We start from the raw sequence: 16,941 nt of genomic DNA on the forward strand, positions 1-16,941 counted from the left end.
CAGGCTAAACGATGCCAAGCAGCGTCATTTGGGGAAGTGGATGCCGCATAGCTTGTTTCCATCTGGATCGCGGAAGTACGCGAGTACGATCGTACCCATAGACGCTGTTTCGCGAGGACCGGGCGCTACCTCGATCGACATGCCACCATTGGCAACTGCAGCATCATGAAACTGCTTCACCTGCTCTGGCGAATTGCATGAAAAAGCAATGGTGCTGCCGTTCGCGACAGTTGCCGGTTCGTCATTGATCGGCTGGGTGACAATGAAATTGGCCCCATTCCCGCTGTTGTAGATCAGGCGCGTGTGGCCACTGTCGGCCACGTTGATCGTCGCCTCCCCAACTCCGAGGGTACCAAGCACCGTGTCGTAAAAGCGCTTCGCCCGGTCGATGTCGTTCGACCCCACCATCGTGTGAAAAAGCATGCATCTTCTCCTACTAGGGCTGCGCCATGATTGAACACTGCCCGCGCTCGGCCATAGCAGGATCAAACGCGCGGTCACGCTTGGATCGTTGGGCTGACGTTGGCATGCTTGAATCGATAGGGACAGAAGTCTTACCTTGGTCGATGGGCGACAGGCAGCCACTTCCGTTCATGATCGTGTCGCCTGCCCTAAGGGGGAACGGCGGCTATCCCTTCCTACCCGCCGGTAAGGCGACATTCCGAAATCGGCCATTTCCTGCCCCACACCCACCCTCAAAACGTCCGCGCCTGCGGCCCATCGCGACGGTGGTGTGCGTCCGTGTCCGGGGCTGGCAGGGCGAGGCCTTGGGTTGCGGCGCGCCAGCGGTCGAAGGCTTCGCGTTCGTCGCCCTCTATGGTGATGCGGCCGCGCGGGTCGAGGCGGTTGGCTTCTATGATGGCGACCTCCTCGATGCGGAGCCTTTCGACTTCCTTCAAGATCTTCTTGAGATCCAGATCGGCCTCGCCGCCGGGGCGCATTTCCTCGCGCTTCCATTCAAGCTTGAGCGCTTCGATATCGACGGGGCGGGATGCGCCGCGGATCGCGCCTTCGGGATAGCGATCATGCGCGCGGTTGCGCAGCAGGAACATGAGCAGCCGGTCGTTAAAGACGCGGCGGGTGCCGACCAGCTTGCCATAGCTGTACACCGGGACTTCGATGCCGTTGATGGCGCGTTCCAGCGCGATGTCCTCCAGCCGCTGCACCCCCTGATCCAGCGCGGCGAGCCAGGCGGCGGCGAAGCTGTCGGCGCCCTTTTGCCGTCGCAACTGATAGGCGCCATCGGTCGACATGCCGACGCGCTGGGCGGCGTGCTTGACCGATCCGGTTTCCGCCAGCGCGGCGATGAAGGCGCGCTGACGCTCCGGCGTCCAGCCATCATGGCGATAGCGGCGAGGGATGGGGGTGAAATCCAGATGGACGGGCTGCACCGTTGCGCGCGGAAGGGATCGGCTGGTCATGGCGGGCCATATAACCTATATGGTTATATGTAGGACAGTATTTTTTGGCGTATCCGCACCGGCCTTCAAACGAGTCACGTGCCTCGTTTGAACCCCACCCGACCTCCCATTCAGGATACACTCTGTGGGCGGTCGGGTGGGGGTGAGGGCCGGTGCGGCAACCGAAATGCGTTCTTGCGCGCCTGTCGGGACAGACGCTCAGTGCGGCTGGCCCGCGCACCAGTGGATCGGCTTTGGCGACCAGGGCCGGGCATGGCCCTTGAGGATCATCAACTGGCCGATCGACACGCCGTCGCGCACCAGCACCCTGGCCGCCGGGTCCGGGTCTATGGGATCGGGCCGGGCCTCGAACGCGCCGCCGTTCATCATCGCGGCGAGCGCTATACGCCCCTGCTGCGCCCGTTCGGCTTCGTCCGGGCATTTGGCGCCGATCTGGCTGGGGACGCTGATGTCGGCCAGGCGATAATAATGGCCCTTGTAGGCATAGCTGTCCGCCGACAGGACGCAGGCATCGCCGGTCAGATCGTCGCACAGCCCGAACTGTTCGGAAATGGTCGGCCGGGCAGCGACCGCGCCATGATCGGCAGCGGGCATCAGATCCTTGAACAGCAGGATGGCGGCCGCCGCGATCACCAGCGCGACGAGGATGATCCCGCCCGCCACGATGGTGGCCGGGCCGTCCTGCCTGTCATGCAGCCAGGCGCCCGATGGGTCGAAGGTGCGATCGCCCGGTTCGTAGAGATTATGTGCCATGATCGGTTTCCACTCTCCTATATAAGGATAGCCGATTTTCCCGAAGATTTCGTTAACCAACCTGCCGCGCGGATCAGCGGATCGGCCGCTTGACGATGGCGCGGGGGCATGATCAAAACGGCGCGTCCCAGGCGCAGGAGGCGGCATGAGCGAGAGCTGGTTATATGATGAGCATCCCGCGATGTTCCGGGCGCATCCCGTGCTGTTCATGCTGTTGCTGGTGTCGGTCGTCGGCATACTGGCCATCGCGGTGTGGTGGGTGATGCACAAGGGCGAGCGGCTGGCGCTGAGCGAGTGGGAGGTGCTGATGGAGCGGGGGCTGCTGGCCAAGCAGCGCACCGAGATCGCCCTGTCGAGCATTCGCAGCGTGCGGATCACGCAATCGCTGGGCCAGCGCATCTTCGACGTTGGCCATGTCGAGCTGTTCAGCGCGGGCGATATGGCCGAAATCGCGATCAAGAATATGCCCCGGCCCGGCCGAATCCGCGCCATCGCCGCCGCGCGCAGTCTGGACCTGTTGCCACAGCGATAGGGGATTTATACGCTACCCCTTGACTTTGACGCATATATTTCAACGATAGCAGATAGAGGGACCGGAAGAGTTCCCAGCCGCAGAGGACGCCAGAAGGAGCAACGCCGGGCCGCATGATGTGGCGCGGCGCGGACAAGGGGTCGTCTGCATGGGCTTGCGAGTGATGCCGTCACTGACGGAACTGACGGCCGAGCAGCGCGCGGACATAAGGCAGGCCTGCGGCTTTGCCTGTGTGCGGTGCGGGGTGACCATCTATCGCTATCTGGGTCTGCCCGACAGCAATGGCGCGACGTTGCTGTGCCCGACATGCCACGGGCTGGTGGAGGAAGGGCGGCTGACCGCGACGCAGGTGCATAGCTTTCATGCCAATCCGGTCGTGCGCCAGCGCCATTTCGCGCGGGACCGTCTGCCCTTTTCCGCCGAATTGCCGCAACTGATCGTCGGCGGATCGCGCCTGTTGCGCGACACGCCGATCCCCATCACGCTGGATGGCGAGCCGATCCTGATCTTTGCCCCGCCCCGCCGCACCAATGGCGCGACGCGGATCAGCGTGCGGCTGGGCGCGCCTGATGGCGAGCCGGTGCAGGTGATCGACGGCAATGAATGGCTGCCGACCGATGGCAGCTGGCACTTCCTGCTGCGCGGCGACCGCTATTCGATGATGGCGTCGCGCGGCGACGGCCTTGCGGTGCTGCGCATCGTGTCGCGCAACCGGATTGCGGTGGAACATCTGCGCACCACCATCCGGGGGCGGCGGCTGGAAGTGACGCCCGACTGGCTGGAAATCGACGGCAAGCGCCATGTCGACCGCATCGGCAGCGGCACGCTGATCGGGCTGGAGATGTAGCGGGGCGGAGATACTCCCCTCGCAGGGGAAGAACAGGATAAGCCAAACGCGCTTTGACAGTCGGGTGCCCAGCGGGCAGGGCATTGCCATGCAGCTTTCCCATTTCGATCCCGTCCTGTTCCTGCGCGACTATTGGCAGAAAAAGCCGCTGCTCATCCGCAATCCGTGGGGGGAGTGGCGCAATCCGCTGGAACCGGACGAGCTGGCGGGGCTGGCGTGCGAGCAGGGCGTGGAATCGCGGCTGATCACGCTGGGCGATGATCGGCTGGCGATGGAGAGCGGGCCGCTGCCCGAAACCCGCTTTGGCCAACTGGGCGCGCTCCCCTGGACATTGCTGGTGCAGGCGGTGGACCATCATGTCCCGCAGGTCGCGGCGCTGATCGATCCGTTTCGCTTCGTCCCTAATTGGCGGATCGACGATGTCATGGTCAGCTATGCGACCGACGGCGGCGGGGTGGGCGCGCATTTCGACCAATATGATGTGTTTCTGGTTCAGGGGCTAGGGCGTCGCCGCTGGCAGGTGGGGGCCTTATGCGATTCCACAACGCCGCTTTTGCCGCATGACGATCTGCGCCTGCTGGCCGATTTCGTACCGGAACAGGAATGGATATTGGAGCCGGGCGACATTCTCTACGTGCCGCCGCGCATCGCCCATCATGGCGTGGCGGTCGGGGATGACTGCATGACCTATTCGATCGGCTTTCGCGCGCCGTCGCGCGCCGAACTGGTCGAACATTGGTCCGAAACGCTGGTGGGCGCGATGCCGGACGAGGATCGCTATGCCGATCCCGATCTGGCGCGGCAGGCCAATCCGGGCGAGATCGCGCCCGCCGCGATCGACCGGCTGCACGCGCTGGTGACGGAGGCGCTGGCCGACCGCGCCGCCTTTGCCCGCTGGTTCGGCCAATATAGCAGCAGTCCCAAATATCCCGATACCGACTGGCGCCCCGAAGAGCCGATGGAAGCGGGCGATGTCGCGGCGATGCTGGCGGAAGGGGCGGCGCTATGCCGCAATCCCGCGAGCCGCTTTTCCTTCGTGCGGCAGGGCGACGGGCTGCTGCTGTTCGTCGATGGCGAATGTTTCGATTGTGCCGGCGACGTGGCGGCGCTGGCCGAAACGCTCTGCGCGCAGGATCATGTGAGCGTCGATCCGTCCGATGCCGGGCTGGCGTTGCTGACCATGCTGGTCAATCAGGGCAGCCTGGCATTTGAGGAAGAGGTTTAGGCCATGGCGCTGATATTATTCAATAAACCGTTCAATGTCCTGTGCCAGTTCACCCCCGAACCCAATGGGCCGGAGCGGCAGACGCTCAAGGATTATATCGATGTGCCGGGCGTTTATCCCGCCGGGCGGCTGGACACGGACAGCGAAGGGCTGTTGCTGCTGACCGACGATGGCCGCCTGCAGGCGCGGATCGCCGACCCCCGCTTCAAAATGCCCAAAACCTATCTGGCGCAGGTGGAGGGCGAGCCGGACGAGGCGGCGCTCGACGCGCTGCGGCGCGGGGTGACGCTGAAGGACGGGCGGACCTTGCCCGCCGAGGCCGAACGGATCGACGACCCGGCGCTGTGGCCCCGCGACCCCCCGGTGCGCTTTCGCAAGACCGTGGCCGATTGCTGGATCAGCCTGACGATAAGGGAGGGCAAGAACCGGCAGGTGCGGCGCATGACGGCGGCGGTGGGGCATCCGACGCTAAGGCTGGTGCGCTGGGCGATCGGCGAATGGACGCTGGAGGGCGTGCAGCCGGGGGAATGGCGCGAGGTTGGGTGAGGGGGCCGCTAACGACCAAAGCACGAACCCGCTCCGCGGGAGGGTCGCTTGGGGTGACGTAGCGTAGTATTGTTCAGGCTTTGCGAGCGGCGATGTCGCCTTGCGACCGTGGAGTTCCTTCAACGGAAAGGAACTCACCATGGATGCCATCACTTCCCCGAACCCGAAGAATTCTCTGCGCGAGCGTATGTTGCAGGACATGACGATGCGTGGCTTTGGGGAGCACACGCAGAAGGACTATATCCGGCACGTCCGATCATTTGCCGCGTTTCTCGGTCGGCCTCCCGATACGGCTACGATCGAAGACCTCCGGCGCTTTCAGATCGATCAGCATGAGCGGGCTGTTGGTCCAGCAACCATCAATGGGGCCGTATCGGCACTGCGTTTCCTGTTCAGTATAACTCTCAAGCGACCGGAGATGGCGCTGGGGCTTGTCGTCATGCACTACGCGCCCAAGTTGCGGGTGGTTTTGAGCGTCGAGGAGACAGCGCGACTGCTCGAGGCTGCGCCAGGTATCAAATACAAAGCAGCGCTCAGCGTCGCCTATGGCGCGGGCCTGCGCGTTTCGGAAGTTGCCCACCTCAAGGTCGATGACATCGACAGCACCCGGATGGTGATCCGCGTCGAGCAGGGCAAGGGACGCAAGGATCGCAACGCCATACTTTCACCGCACCTGCTGGATTTGCTTCGTCAATGGTGGCGCGAAGGCAAGCGGCGGGGAGTGATGTTGCCACATGGCTGGCTGTTCCCCGGCCGCAACGGCACGGATCCGGTCTCAGCGCGCCAGTTGCATCGCGTCGTGCAGGAAGCGGCCGAGCGCGCCGAGATCCATAAGCGGGTAAGCCCGCACACATTGCGGCATTCGTTTGCCACTCACCTGCTCGAGCAGGGTGTCGATATCCGCGTCATTCAGGTCCTGCTGGGACACGTGAACATCAACACGACCGGCATCTATACTCAGGTTTCGAGCAAGACTATGCGGGCGGTGGCCAGTCCGCTCGACCAGATCGTGGCCGTGATGGAAGGCAGGGGCCCTCCCGGTTGAACCGGTGCGCACCTCACTCGAGGTCGCCGACATCTTCCGTAGCGCCGGGCCCGCCTATCGCGCAGCCCATGCCGGGCATCTGAGCCTTGGCCAGCTCAAGGTTATGACAGCGATCGAGAACTGCCGCACAGCCGCACTGGGCGGTCACGTCGAGGCCTGCGATGACTGCGGGCATTGGCGGATCGCCTACAACTCCTGCCGCAACCGGCACTGCCCCAAGTGTCAGGGCGCGGCCGCGCGCACTTGGCTGGCCGCGCGCGAGGCCGATCTGTTGCCGGTCGGTTACTTCCACGTCGTGTTCACCCTGCCTGCCGAGATCGCGGACATCGCCTTCCAGAACAAGGCGGTGGTCTATGATCTGCTGTTCCGCGCGGCTGCGGACACCATGCTGACCATCGCGGCCGATCCGAAACACCTCGGCGCTCGCATCGGCATCACTGCCGTGCTGCACACATGGGGATCAGCGCTCACGCACCACCCGCATGTGCACATGATCGTGCCCGGCGGCGGCATCACGCCGGACGGCACGCGGTGGATCTCCTCGCGCCCCGCCTTCCTGCTACCGGTACGCGTGCTGGGTGCGTTGTTCCGCCGGCTGTTCCTCACACGCCTGCTGGCGTTGTTCGACGCTGGGAAGCTGGCCTTCTTCAACGCCTTGGCGGGCCTGGCCTCACGTAAGCCCTTCCTGCGGCATCTGTCGCCGATCCGGAAGAAGCGCTGGGTGGTCTATGCCAAACCGCCCTTTGCGGGGCCGCAGGCGGTGCTGGCCTATCTCTCGCGCTACACGCACCGCGTTGCCATCTCGAACCGGCGGCTCATTGGCTTCGACGAGGCCGGAGTGACATTCCGGTACAAGGATTATCGCCGCGATAGTGCTGAACGCCAGCAGGTCATGACGTTGGCGACAGACGAGTTCATCCGCCGCTTCCTGATCCATGTCCTGCCGCGCGGCTTCCATCGCATCCGGCATTATGGCCTGCTCGCCAGTTCGACGCACAAGGAAGCTATGGCGCTCGCCCGCAGGCTGCTGGGCGTTGCTGCGCCGATCGAGGAATCCGAACCCGACGAGCCGCCCGATCATCGCCCGCCATGCCCATGTTGCGGCGGGCATATGACTATCGTCGAAACCTTCGCCCGCTGGTGCCAACCGCGCGCACCACCAACGCCAGCCTCACACGCCCGGAGACACGCGCCATGATCCGGCATGGCTCGCTCTACATGATGGTCACGCTCATAGCGTCCTGGCCGACGACCGGGCGCATGCCCATCTCGGAATTAGAGCGGGCGCAGGACACGCTGATCCGTAAAACCACCGCTGCTAGCGGCCTAACGCGGCCCGAAATCATGCCGTTCCGCCCGATAGTCGCACTTCCGGCCCGGCAACGTCTACCCGCCAGAACCATCCCAAAGCCTATTTACCCATAGAGCAGCGCGTGGGGCCCGCGGGTTCCTGCACTGGAGGCTTTCGTACGCAGGGCGCCCGAAACCCTTCACATTCTTAGCCGTTCACGACAATTGGTGGACAGCCTGAAAGCCGACTTTAATCGATGTCTGAACCGCGATAAAGCCCGACATCGACAAAGCGACGATTGCTCGGCGGGGACGAAAAATGGGTGATGAATTAAGGCGAATGTTGCTTGCTGGTGAGCGCGTCCTTTGGGAGGGCCAGCCCTACACCGGCTTGATCCTACGCCCGATTGAAGCATTTTTGATACCTTTCAGCCTATTGTGGGGAGGCTTTGCTGTATTTTGGAATGCTAGTGTTTGGATGGTTGATCAAAACTCAGCGGCCCTGCCCTTTAAGTTATTCGGCCTGCCCTTTCTAATAGCAGGCTTGTATATCACCTTTGGGCGTTTTCTGGTCGACGCAGCGATACGAAAAAGATTGCGCTACGCTGTCACTGATCGCCGTATTTTAATATATAAAGATGGTCGTGGTTCTACTGTGAAATCGGTAGACATTCACAGATTGCCGTATATTGACCTGAGCGAGCGTTCGGATGCGACTGGCACTATTCGTTTTGGAGCTGCAACGAGTTTGTTTAACGGCCAAAGCTTCGGTATTTGGCAACCGACGTTCGATGCGGTACCCCAATTTCTGCGAATCCCGAATGTCCGCTTTGTATATGACTTGATCCAAAAGCAGACGGAACGCTAACCACCCAACTTAGCCAGAAACGATCGTCCGTGAAAGGTCGGGGATTTCTGTAGCGCGCGTCCCCCCCTCCCGCAGGCGGGAGGGGGTTAGGGGGTGGGCTTGCGCGAGGTTGCGTTGGCCCACCCCGCTGCGACTAGGGCGCTGCGCGCCCAAGTCTCGCTGCCTAGCGGCGGGTGAACAGTCCCCCGGACTGTTCAGGTCATGCCGGGGGCATGACCGACCCGACGCTCGCACGCGGGAGGGGAGCATCAAGCCATTTTTCACGCCGCGGCGCGGCGTTCTTTCAGTTCTTCGTTGAGCATTTCGGCCAGCAGGAAGGCCAGCTCCAGGCTTTGCGCCGCGTTCAGGCGCGGGTCGCAATGGGTGTGGTAGCGGTCGGCGAGGCCTTCGTCGGTGATGGCGATGGCGCCGCCGGTGCATTCGGTGACGTTCTGGCCGGTCATTTCCGCGTGGATGCCGCCGCCGAAGCTGCCTTCGGCGCGGTGAACGGCGAAGAAGCCGCGCACTTCGGCCAGGATGCGCTCGAACGGCCGCGTCTTGTAGCCATTGGCGGCCTTGATGACATTGCCGTGCATCGGGTCGCAGGACCAGACCACCGGATGGCCTTCGCGCAGGACGGCGCGGACCAGCTTGGGCAGGCCCGCCTCGATCTTGTCATGGCCGTAGCGGGTGATGAGCGTGATGCGCCCGGCTTCGCGCGACGGGTTGAGCAGGTCGAGCAGGCGGATGAGCGCGTCCGGCTCCAGGCTGGGGCCGCACTTCATGCCGATGGGATTACCGATGCCGCGCAGATATTCGACATGGGCCGACCCTTCGAAACGGGTGCGGTCGCCGATCCACAGCATGTGGGCGGACGTGTCATACCAGTCGCCGGTCAGGCTGTCCTGCCGGGTCAGCGCCTGTTCGAACGGCAGCAGCAGCGCTTCATGGCTGGTGTAGAAGCTGGTCCCGCCAAGCTGCGGCACGGTTTCGGCGTCCAGGCCACAGGCGCGCATGAAGTCGAGCGCCTGGCCGATCTGGTCGGCCATCTGTTCGAACTTCGCGGCCCAGGGGCTGCGACCCATGAAATCGAGCATCCAGCCATGGACGCGATCCAGGCTGGCATAGCCGCCGGTCGAGAAGGCGCGCAGCAGGTTGAGCGTTGCTGCCGACTGGTTATAGGCCTGCACCATCCGCTGCGGGTCCGGCTCGCGGCCTTGCGCGGTGAAGGCGATGTCGTTGACATTGTCGCCGCGATAGCTGGGCAGCTCGACCCCGCCGACCACTTCGGTATCGGCCGAGCGCGGCTTGGCGAACTGGCCCGCCATGCGGCCGACCTTCACCACCGGCAGCTTCGAGGCGAAGGTCAGCACGACCGCCATCTGGAGCAGCACGCGGAACGTGTCGCGGATATTGTTCGGGTGGAACTCGGCAAAGCTTTCGGCGCAATCGCCGCCCTGCAACAGGAAGGCGTCACCGGCCGCAACCTTGGCCAGGTCCGTTTTCAGGTTGCGGGCCTCGCCTGCAAAGACGAGCGGCGGAAACTGGCCAAGCTGGGCCTCCACGGCGGCGAGCGCCTGTGTGTCCCGGTAAGCGGGCATCTGAATGCCCTTATGCGCGCGCCAGCTATCCGGCGTCCATTTCGCCGCCACGACGAGTCTCCTAAATGAACCAAAAAAACAGGGGCCGCACCTACGCCGCCGCGCCGTCCAAGGCAAGTTTATAGCAGTATTCCGGCGCGCGGGCGCAATGATCCTTTCGATCAGACTGATCGATTCGCTATTTCTGGCATGGATAGCGTTCGTTGAGCGCCACGCTGACCAGCACGGAAGCGGGGCCGCGCCGCTGGTCGGGCCAGCGTTCGAGATAGGCGACGACGGTGCGGCGGGCATCGTCCGCGCTCATCTTGTCAGGCCAGCAGATCGGGCGACCACGGCCGATGAAGCTGTCCTTGCGGATGCCATCGACCACGCCGACGATATAGGCGGTGCAGGCCAGCGCATATTCGGGCGCCTTGTTGCGGCATTTGGCGAGCAGCGATGTGCCGCTTTCGAACATGAAGGCTTGGGCCGCAACCGGGGCGGGGGAGGCGGCGGCCAGCGAGGCGGTCGCGATGAGGATGGGGAGTGCGCGCATAAAGTTTCCAAACAACAGGTCGTGAATAGTATAATAGTGCTCCCGCGCAGGCGGGAGCCCAGTTCCAGCGCCTCGACTGGGCTCCCGCCTGCGCGGGAGCACGCCTATTTGTGCCTCAATCCTTTCGCTTCGCCGTGAAGGCGAAGGTCAGCGCCACCTGGGGGGCCAGTCCGCCGCTGCTCTCGCCATTGCCCACGCCAAAGGCGGCGCGGGCGATGGTCGCGGTGCCGCTGACCTTGCGGGTCGCGCCGTCGCCCGACAGGGTGAAGCGGATGGTCTGGGACTTGGCGACGCCTTTGAGGCTGAGCGTGCCGGTGGCGCGATAGGCGTTCGCGCCGCTCTTCTCCGCGCCCTTCGCGGTGAAGGTTGCGGTGGGGTGGGCGGCCACCGCGAAAAATTCGTCGCCCGGCAGCATCCCGTCCTGATAGGCATCGCCGACGCTGGCGCTGGCCATGTCGATCGTCACCTTGATGTCGGCGGTTTCGGGATGGTCTGGGTCCATGACGATCGCGGCGGTCCATTTGGCAAAGCTGCCGCTGATCGTCTGGCCATCATTGCCGACGGAAAAGCCGATCGTGCCGCCCGGCTGCACGGTCCAGGCAGGCGGCGGGGCGGGGGGCGCTTCCGGGGCGGCCTCGGTGACGTTGGCGGCGGCGATGTCGGGTGCGGGCGCGGCGATGTTGGCTGGTTCGGCGATGTTTTCCGATGCGGCGGGGGCTTGCGGCGTCTCGGAGGCTGCGACCGGGGCGGCGACCTTGGCTGCTGGCGCGGGCAGGATCGCCTTGCCGACGACCAGACCCAGCAGCATCAGCGCGGGCAGGATGATCAGCAGCGCGGTCGACCGGCCCGGTACCATCCGCCAGATCAGCCCGTCGCGGATCAGGAAATGATGGCGCAGCGCCCCCGCGACATGGAGCAGGAACAGCGCGATGCCCAGCCAGGCGATCAGGCCATGGCCGCCCTCCGCCAGTTCATGCGCGCCTGCGGGCAAGGGCAGATGGGGCAGGGGCAGGACGCCGAACAGCAGGGTCGGCACCTTCACCTTGGCGGTCGATACCAGCGCCCAGCCGCTCAGCGGCGCGCCCAGCATGAAGGCGTAGAGACCAAAATGCACGCCCGACGCCAGCGCGCCCTGCCAGCCGCCCTCCAGCTTTGCCGGGCGCGGCTTCCAGTAGCGCACGACGATCCGCAGCAGGGTCAGCCCCAATATCGTGATGCCGACCGACTTGTGCCATTGGTACAGGGCAAAGCCCCGCGCGCCCAGATCCTCCAGCGCCCAGCCAACGCTGATCTGGAAAGCGAGCAGGGCCGCGATTGCCCAGTGCAGGATGATGGCGACAAGGCTGTAGCGTGGCATGAAACCCCCGGCAGGATGGACCTGACGGCGAAGCTATGCCCCGCGCGTCATGAAGTCCATTGCCCTGCCGGGAAACGATGCGTTGCCTATGACCGCGGATAGGCGCGGCCTTTTTTTCAGATCAGAAGCCGGCCTTCAGCGTGGCGAAGAATTGCTGGGGCGCGCCGACCAGCAGGGTCTGGGCATCGCCGCTATTGCCAAAGCCGCCCGACCCGATCGTGCCGACATAGCGCTTGTCGAACAGATTGGTGGCGTTCAGCTGCACTTCCACCTTGTCGGTGAAGCGATAGCCAAGCGAGGCGTCGACGATCAGGCGGCCGGGGACCGAAGCGTCATTGGTGTAGCTATAGTAGCGGCGCGACATATAGTTGAGGCCGACACGGAAGAAGCGCTGGCCATCGTCAAAGTTGAATTCGCCGCGCGCCATATGCTTGGGGCTGTCCACCACGGTCTTGTCCTTGATCGCCGCGACAAGATCGCCATTGCCGTTCACGACATCGTCGCGATAGGTCGCGTCGGTGTAGCTGTAGCTGGCGTAGAGGCTGAAGCCGCCACCCAGTTTCAGGTCGCCCGCCGCTTCGACGCCGACGGAGCGGACGCCACCGACATTCTGGAGCGCCGAGGGGTTGCCCTGGATCGCCGATCCGACCTGCACCGCCAGCAGGCGATTGCGGAAGTTGACGAGATAGGCACCCAGCGTGCCGCTGAAGACCGGCGTGTTGTAGCGCAGGCCGAGTTCGTAGGTGTCCGACTCTTCGGGTTTCAGATTATTCCTGATCGCGTCGAACCCGGCCTGATTGGTCGAAAAGGGGCCGGTGGTCGTGGCGCTGGCAAAGGCGCGGGTCGACTGGCTGAATCCGCCAAAGACTTCCGCGTCGGGGCTGACCTTCACGACGAAACCGGCGGTGGGCTGGAACCAGTCCTGCGCCTTGATCTTGCCCTGCGGGAAGCTGGCCTGAACGACGGCCTCCGCCTTGTTGGTGACCGAAAAGCCCTTCCACCCCAGATTGATCGTCACCATGCCAAGGTCGATCTTGTCCTGCACATGATATTGGAACGTGTCGGTGGTGAAATCGAACTCCCACTGGGTGAAGAAGGGATTTTTCGGATAGTCGCGGAAGGACAGGCCCGGCTCGGTGCGGCTGGAGAAGGCATAGAAGCGGCGAGCCTGGTTGAACTTGTTATTTTCATACCATGCGCCGACGTTCAGATTCTGGCTGCCGATGGTGAAATCGACGCTGCCGAACGCGCCGATGCGGTCCATCTTATATTCGGTGGTGCGCACCGACATGGGGACGCCGTTGGGGCTGGGCACATAGGGGGTCGCCCACAGGCCCATGCCGCTATTATTGTGATAATAGCCCTTGAGGTTCAGCGTCGCGATCTCGCCCAGCGGCGTGTTGAGGCCGATCGCGCCCAGCCAGTCCTTGCGCAGGCCCGCCGCGTCATAATAGGCGTCGTCGGCGCTGGTCACATTGCCCGGATAGGTCTGGCCAGTGGCGACGGACGCGCCGCTATAGTCGAAACGGCCATCGGGGAAGGGCGATCCGCCGCTGTTGCTGACCAGATCCACGTCGTTCAGGCGGCTGGCATAGTCGATCGCGCGGGCATAGTCGGGAAAGGTGTTGTCCCAGTCCCAGCCCAGCCGATTGATCATGCCCATCGACATGTCCTGATAATCCTGCTCGCGCCGGTCGGAATAGCTCAGCCAGCCGTCAATCTTGGCCTCGCCTATGGGCACGATCACCTTGGCATTGCCATATGCTGGTCCTGCTTGCCCTGGCCCTTATATTTGTCGGTCGATCCATAGCCGTAGGACACATAGCCGCGTACGCCGTCCCTGGTGCCCAGATTGAGGCGGGCAAAAGCGCGGACCGTGTCGTTGCTGCCATAGGTCAGATTGCCCTGTGCGCCCATCTCGCCGGTCGGATCGGCCGAGAATGTCTCGACCGTGCCGCCTAGATTGCCGGTCGCCTGCGTGCCGAGCGAGCCGGCACCCTGCGACACGCGGACGCTGCCGATATTTTCGCTGCTGATCGCGCGGGTGATGTGCAGGCCGTTATGGTTGCCATAGCTCATGTCGCCCAGCGGGATGCCGTCGAAGGTAAAGCCAAGCTGGTTCTGGTTGAAGCTGCGGATGGTGACGCGCTGCGACCATTCATAATTGCCGAACGGGTCGGCGGACTGGAAATTGACGCTGGGCAGCTTTTCAATCGCCTTGAGCGGATTGGTGCCCGGCGTCAGCACGACAATCTCCTGCGCCTTGATTTCCTGCACCTGGCGGGTTTCGCCGCGACCAAAGACGACGATCGTCGCTTCGTCGGGTGCTGCATCGGCGGCGGGCGCCGCCGTCTGGGCAAAGGCGGGCGTAGCCGCCAGCATGGTGGAGGCGAGCAGCAGGGCAGTGGCAGGACGCATGAATTTTCCCCTTCAAGAACCGTAATCGGCTTGGTTCGGGGCCGTAGGCGCGTGATGTTGCACTGCAATGAGAGGAGCTTGACGAATTGGCGTCGCCTGCATGACATTCCTGTGATGCGTATCTTGATATGGATTGTGTCATAAAGGTCGCAGTCGCGCCATTTTCGCGGGCGCGATTGCATCACTGGCCATGACGGCTATGGCATGACCATCCCTATTTTATTGGAAAGCAGGACATGGCCAAACCCGAATCCTGGCGTTTCAGTCCCGAAGCCTATCGCTTCGTGACCAGCATCGATTCCCGCTTTCAGGATCTCGATACGATGGGCCACATCAACAATGTGGCGATCTCCGGCATATTCGAGACCGCGCGTATCCGTTTCCATCACCATATGGGTCGCCATCCGCAGGAACAGGGCGTGCGCTGGATGGTGGCGAACGTGAATCTCAATTTCATCGAGGAATCGCATTTCCCCTATCCCTTCGACGTCCATTGCGCGATCGGCCATATCGGCCGCACCAGCTGGACGATCAGCTCGGCCGGGTTTCAGAAGGGCGTGTGCGTCGCCACCTGCGACACCACCGTCGTCACCCATGGGGCCGAAGGACGGCGCGAGATTGACGAGACGCTGCGCGAAGCGATGGAGCTGAATTTTATCCGCCGACCGGCGTGAAGCGGGATTTATTCACCCAAATCCGTGCATCCGCCGGGACCATTGAAAGGCGATCACCGCGCCCTTGACCGGCTGGATCATCGCCACGGCCAGCAGCAGCGCCAGGCCAGGCCAGATCGCGGCCTGCCATCCCAGCGGAATGTCGAGCGCGCGGTTCACCTCTATCATCAGCGGGACCAATATATGGCCCAGCAGCAGGATGACGATATAGGATGGGAAATCGTCGGCCTGATGCCTGTCCCAGCGCTGGCCGCAATGGGCGCAGGCGGATGTGGGCTTGAGGAAGCGGGCGAACATCCGTCCCTCGCCACAGGCCGGGCAGCGCCCGCGCAGCGCCAGGCCGATGGCGGCGGCGAGCGGGCGATCGGGTGCGGCTTCGGGTGTCTGGTCGGGCATGGGCGCTGAGGTAGTGGCTGCGGCGATGCTGCGCAACATGGCATATTCCCACTGGTGGATTGATTTTGCCATTTGCATCCCCGGACGCTGGGATGGGTCTGCAAATGGCAAAATCGTAAAATCAACCAGAATCAATAATTTCTAGTGCCCCTGGAAGATTCTGACATTCGAGCGCAGCTTGGCCTCAAAAGGTGTCGAATGTCAGAATCGGGCCACTAGTTACCCTTTCGCCTGCGCAAAAGCCTGTTAATAAGCCGCCATGCGTCTCCCCGGTCCGTCCGAAATCTTTGCCCTGTTCGACGATGCGCGCGTGCGCGGCGCAGCCCCGGCGCGGCTCTATCGCGATCCGGTCGGCATCATTGCAGCCCATCGCATGGAGGAGGTCCAGCCCGCGCTCGACCGGCTGGCCGACGCGCGGGAAAATGGCCTGCATGTCGCGGGCTATATGACCTATGAAGCGGGGCTGGCGCTGGAAGACAGGCTCGCGCCGGTCGCCGCTCGCGCAGAGGCAAAGGGCGGTGCCGCGCCGTTGCTGTGGTTCGGCCTGTTCGAAGGCGTCCGGTTGATCGCGCCGGGGACGCTGCCCGACCTGCTGCCCGATCCCGCCGGGGCCAGCGTGACGCCGCCCCGCCCGCTGATCGACGAAGCCGAATATCGCGCGGCATTCGACGCGGTGCAGGACTATATTCGCGCGGGCGACATTTATCAGGCGAACCTGACCTTCCCCTGCGAAACCAGGGTGAGCGGCGATCCGATGGCGCTCTATGCCGCGGTCCGGCCCCGCGCGGCGGCGGGCTATGGCGGGGTGATCCGCACCGGGGGGCAGGCGTTGCTGTCCTTCTCGCCCGAACTCTTCTTCACGCTGGTGCGCGGCCAGCTGACCGCGCGCCCCATGAAGGGCACCGCCACGCGCCATGCCGATCCGCAACAGGATACGGCGCTGGCCCAATGGCTGCAAAGCGACGCCAAGCAGCGCGCGGAAAATCTGATGATCGTCGACCTGCTGCGCAACGATCTGTCGCGGGTGTCGCGCGCGGGCAGTGTGACCGTGCCGGACCTGTTCAAGGTGGAAAGCTATCCGACCGTCCATCAGCTGGTGTCGACCGTGCGTGCGCGCATCCTGCCCGGCCTGTCGCCGGTCGATGTGCTGCGGGTGCTGTTCCCCTGCGGATCGATCACCGGCGCGCCCAAGGTGCGGGCGATGGAGATACTCGACGCGCTCGAACCCCATGCACGCGGCGTCTATACCGGATCGATGGGCTGGATCGACCCGGATGGCGACGCCGCCTTCAACGTCGCGATCCGCACGCTGACGATCGATGAGGGCGCGGGCGTCGGGCGGCTGGGGCTTGGCTCTGGTCTGGTGGTGGATTCAGAGGCTGGCTCTGAATGGGCGGAATGTCTGGCCAAGGGGCGGTTTCTTGCGGGCGCTTGACATATTGGCCGCCAAAGGT

At 63.7% G+C, this 16,941-nt stretch carries 16 protein-coding genes and 1 pseudogene; 9 read left to right on the plus strand and 8 right to left on the minus strand.

Annotated features, from left to right (window positions below; all coding sequences use genetic code 11):
- Window positions 1–24: 24 nt before the first annotated feature.
- The 3 genes from IWY39_RS14735 to IWY39_RS14745 all read right to left on the minus strand — a co-directional run bounded on the left by IWY39_RS14735 (window position 25) and on the right by IWY39_RS14745 (window position 2,174).
- Complete coding sequence (locus IWY39_RS14735; protein WP_107126594.1) at window positions 25–423, minus strand: VOC family protein; 399 nt, start codon at window positions 421–423, stop codon at window positions 25–27.
- Between the two features lie 272 nt (window positions 424–695).
- The gene (locus IWY39_RS14740; RefSeq protein WP_107126593.1) at window positions 696–1,421 is read right to left on the minus strand and encodes a hypothetical protein; all 726 of its coding nucleotides are present in this window, start codon (window positions 1,419–1,421) and stop codon (window positions 696–698) included.
- A gap of 198 nt (window positions 1,422–1,619) precedes the next feature.
- Entirely contained in the window at window positions 1,620–2,174 is a 555-nt protein-coding gene (locus IWY39_RS14745; RefSeq protein ID WP_107126596.1) for a nuclease, read from the minus strand.
- A 145-nt stretch (window positions 2,175–2,319) separates the two neighbouring features.
- Between IWY39_RS14745 and IWY39_RS14750 the strand changes: the two genes are divergently transcribed.
- From IWY39_RS14750 to IWY39_RS14780, 7 genes are all read left to right on the plus strand, one after another.
- Window positions 2,320–2,706, plus strand: a complete 387-nt coding sequence (locus IWY39_RS14750; protein WP_107126592.1) for a PH domain-containing protein — start codon at window positions 2,320–2,322, stop codon at window positions 2,704–2,706.
- 163 nt (window positions 2,707–2,869) lie between these two features.
- On the plus strand, window positions 2,870–3,553 hold the full coding sequence (locus tag IWY39_RS14755; protein ID WP_107126591.1) for a hypothetical protein: 684 nt from the start codon (window positions 2,870–2,872) through the stop codon (window positions 3,551–3,553).
- Between the two features lie 88 nt (window positions 3,554–3,641).
- Window positions 3,642–4,778: a cupin domain-containing protein gene (locus IWY39_RS14760; protein ID WP_196871609.1), complete on the plus strand. Its 1,137-nt coding sequence runs from the start codon at window positions 3,642–3,644 to the stop codon at window positions 4,776–4,778.
- Between the two features lie 3 nt (window positions 4,779–4,781).
- Window positions 4,782–5,324: a pseudouridine synthase gene (locus tag IWY39_RS14765; RefSeq protein WP_019052942.1), complete on the plus strand. Its 543-nt coding sequence runs from the start codon at window positions 4,782–4,784 to the stop codon at window positions 5,322–5,324.
- Between the two features lie 139 nt (window positions 5,325–5,463).
- Window positions 5,464–6,369, plus strand: coding sequence for a tyrosine-type recombinase/integrase (locus IWY39_RS14770; RefSeq protein ID WP_196871325.1), 906 nt, complete (start codon window positions 5,464–5,466; stop codon window positions 6,367–6,369).
- A gap of 4 nt (window positions 6,370–6,373) precedes the next feature.
- Entirely contained in the window at window positions 6,374–7,567 is a 1,194-nt protein-coding gene (locus tag IWY39_RS14775) for an IS91 family transposase (protein ID WP_145169995.1), read from the plus strand.
- 411 nt (window positions 7,568–7,978) lie between these two features.
- Complete coding sequence (locus IWY39_RS14780; protein ID WP_107126519.1) at window positions 7,979–8,527, plus strand: hypothetical protein; 549 nt, start codon at window positions 7,979–7,981, stop codon at window positions 8,525–8,527.
- 260 nt (window positions 8,528–8,787) lie between these two features.
- Here the strand turns inward: IWY39_RS14780 and IWY39_RS14785 are convergent, their stop codons facing one another.
- The 4 genes and pseudogenes from IWY39_RS14785 to IWY39_RS14800 all read right to left on the minus strand — a co-directional run bounded on the left by IWY39_RS14785 (window position 8,788) and on the right by IWY39_RS14800 (window position 14,417).
- On the minus strand, window positions 8,788–10,158 hold the full coding sequence (locus IWY39_RS14785) for a class II 3-deoxy-7-phosphoheptulonate synthase (protein WP_107126518.1): 1,371 nt from the start codon (window positions 10,156–10,158) through the stop codon (window positions 8,788–8,790).
- Window positions 10,159–10,285: 127 nt separating this feature from the next.
- Window positions 10,286–10,642 (minus strand): Rap1a/Tai family immunity protein, encoded by a 357-nt coding sequence (locus IWY39_RS14790; protein ID WP_107126517.1) that lies wholly within the window; start codon window positions 10,640–10,642, stop codon window positions 10,286–10,288.
- Between the two features lie 115 nt (window positions 10,643–10,757).
- Complete coding sequence (locus IWY39_RS14795) at window positions 10,758–11,999, minus strand: YceI family protein (RefSeq protein WP_107126516.1); 1,242 nt, start codon at window positions 11,997–11,999, stop codon at window positions 10,758–10,760.
- 121 nt (window positions 12,000–12,120) lie between these two features.
- A pseudogene (locus tag IWY39_RS14800) lies at window positions 12,121–14,417 on the minus strand (TonB-dependent receptor).
- Between the two features lie 236 nt (window positions 14,418–14,653).
- On the opposite strand from IWY39_RS14800, the gene IWY39_RS14805 reads away from it, so the two are divergent.
- Window positions 14,654–15,091 carry an acyl-CoA thioesterase gene (locus IWY39_RS14805; protein ID WP_017182602.1) on the plus strand — a complete coding sequence of 146 codons (438 nt, stop codon included), beginning with the start codon at window positions 14,654–14,656 and terminating at the stop codon, window positions 15,089–15,091.
- A 12-nt stretch (window positions 15,092–15,103) separates the two neighbouring features.
- Here IWY39_RS14805 and IWY39_RS14810 read toward each other — a convergent pair whose 3' ends face one another.
- Window positions 15,104–15,487, minus strand: a complete 384-nt coding sequence (locus IWY39_RS14810) for a DUF983 domain-containing protein (protein WP_026002295.1) — start codon at window positions 15,485–15,487, stop codon at window positions 15,104–15,106.
- 259 nt (window positions 15,488–15,746) lie between these two features.
- Here IWY39_RS14810 and pabB point away from each other — a divergent pair, with 259 nt between their 5' ends.
- A complete protein-coding gene (gene pabB, locus IWY39_RS14815) occupies window positions 15,747–16,922 on the plus strand; it encodes an aminodeoxychorismate synthase component I (protein ID WP_107126515.1) in 1,176 nt (391 codons plus the stop codon).
- Window positions 16,923–16,941 lie beyond the last annotated feature (19 nt).

Source organism: Sphingobium sp. JAI105 (assembly GCF_015752145.1).
GTDB lineage: Bacteria > Pseudomonadota > Alphaproteobacteria > Sphingomonadales > Sphingomonadaceae > Sphingobium > Sphingobium xenophagum.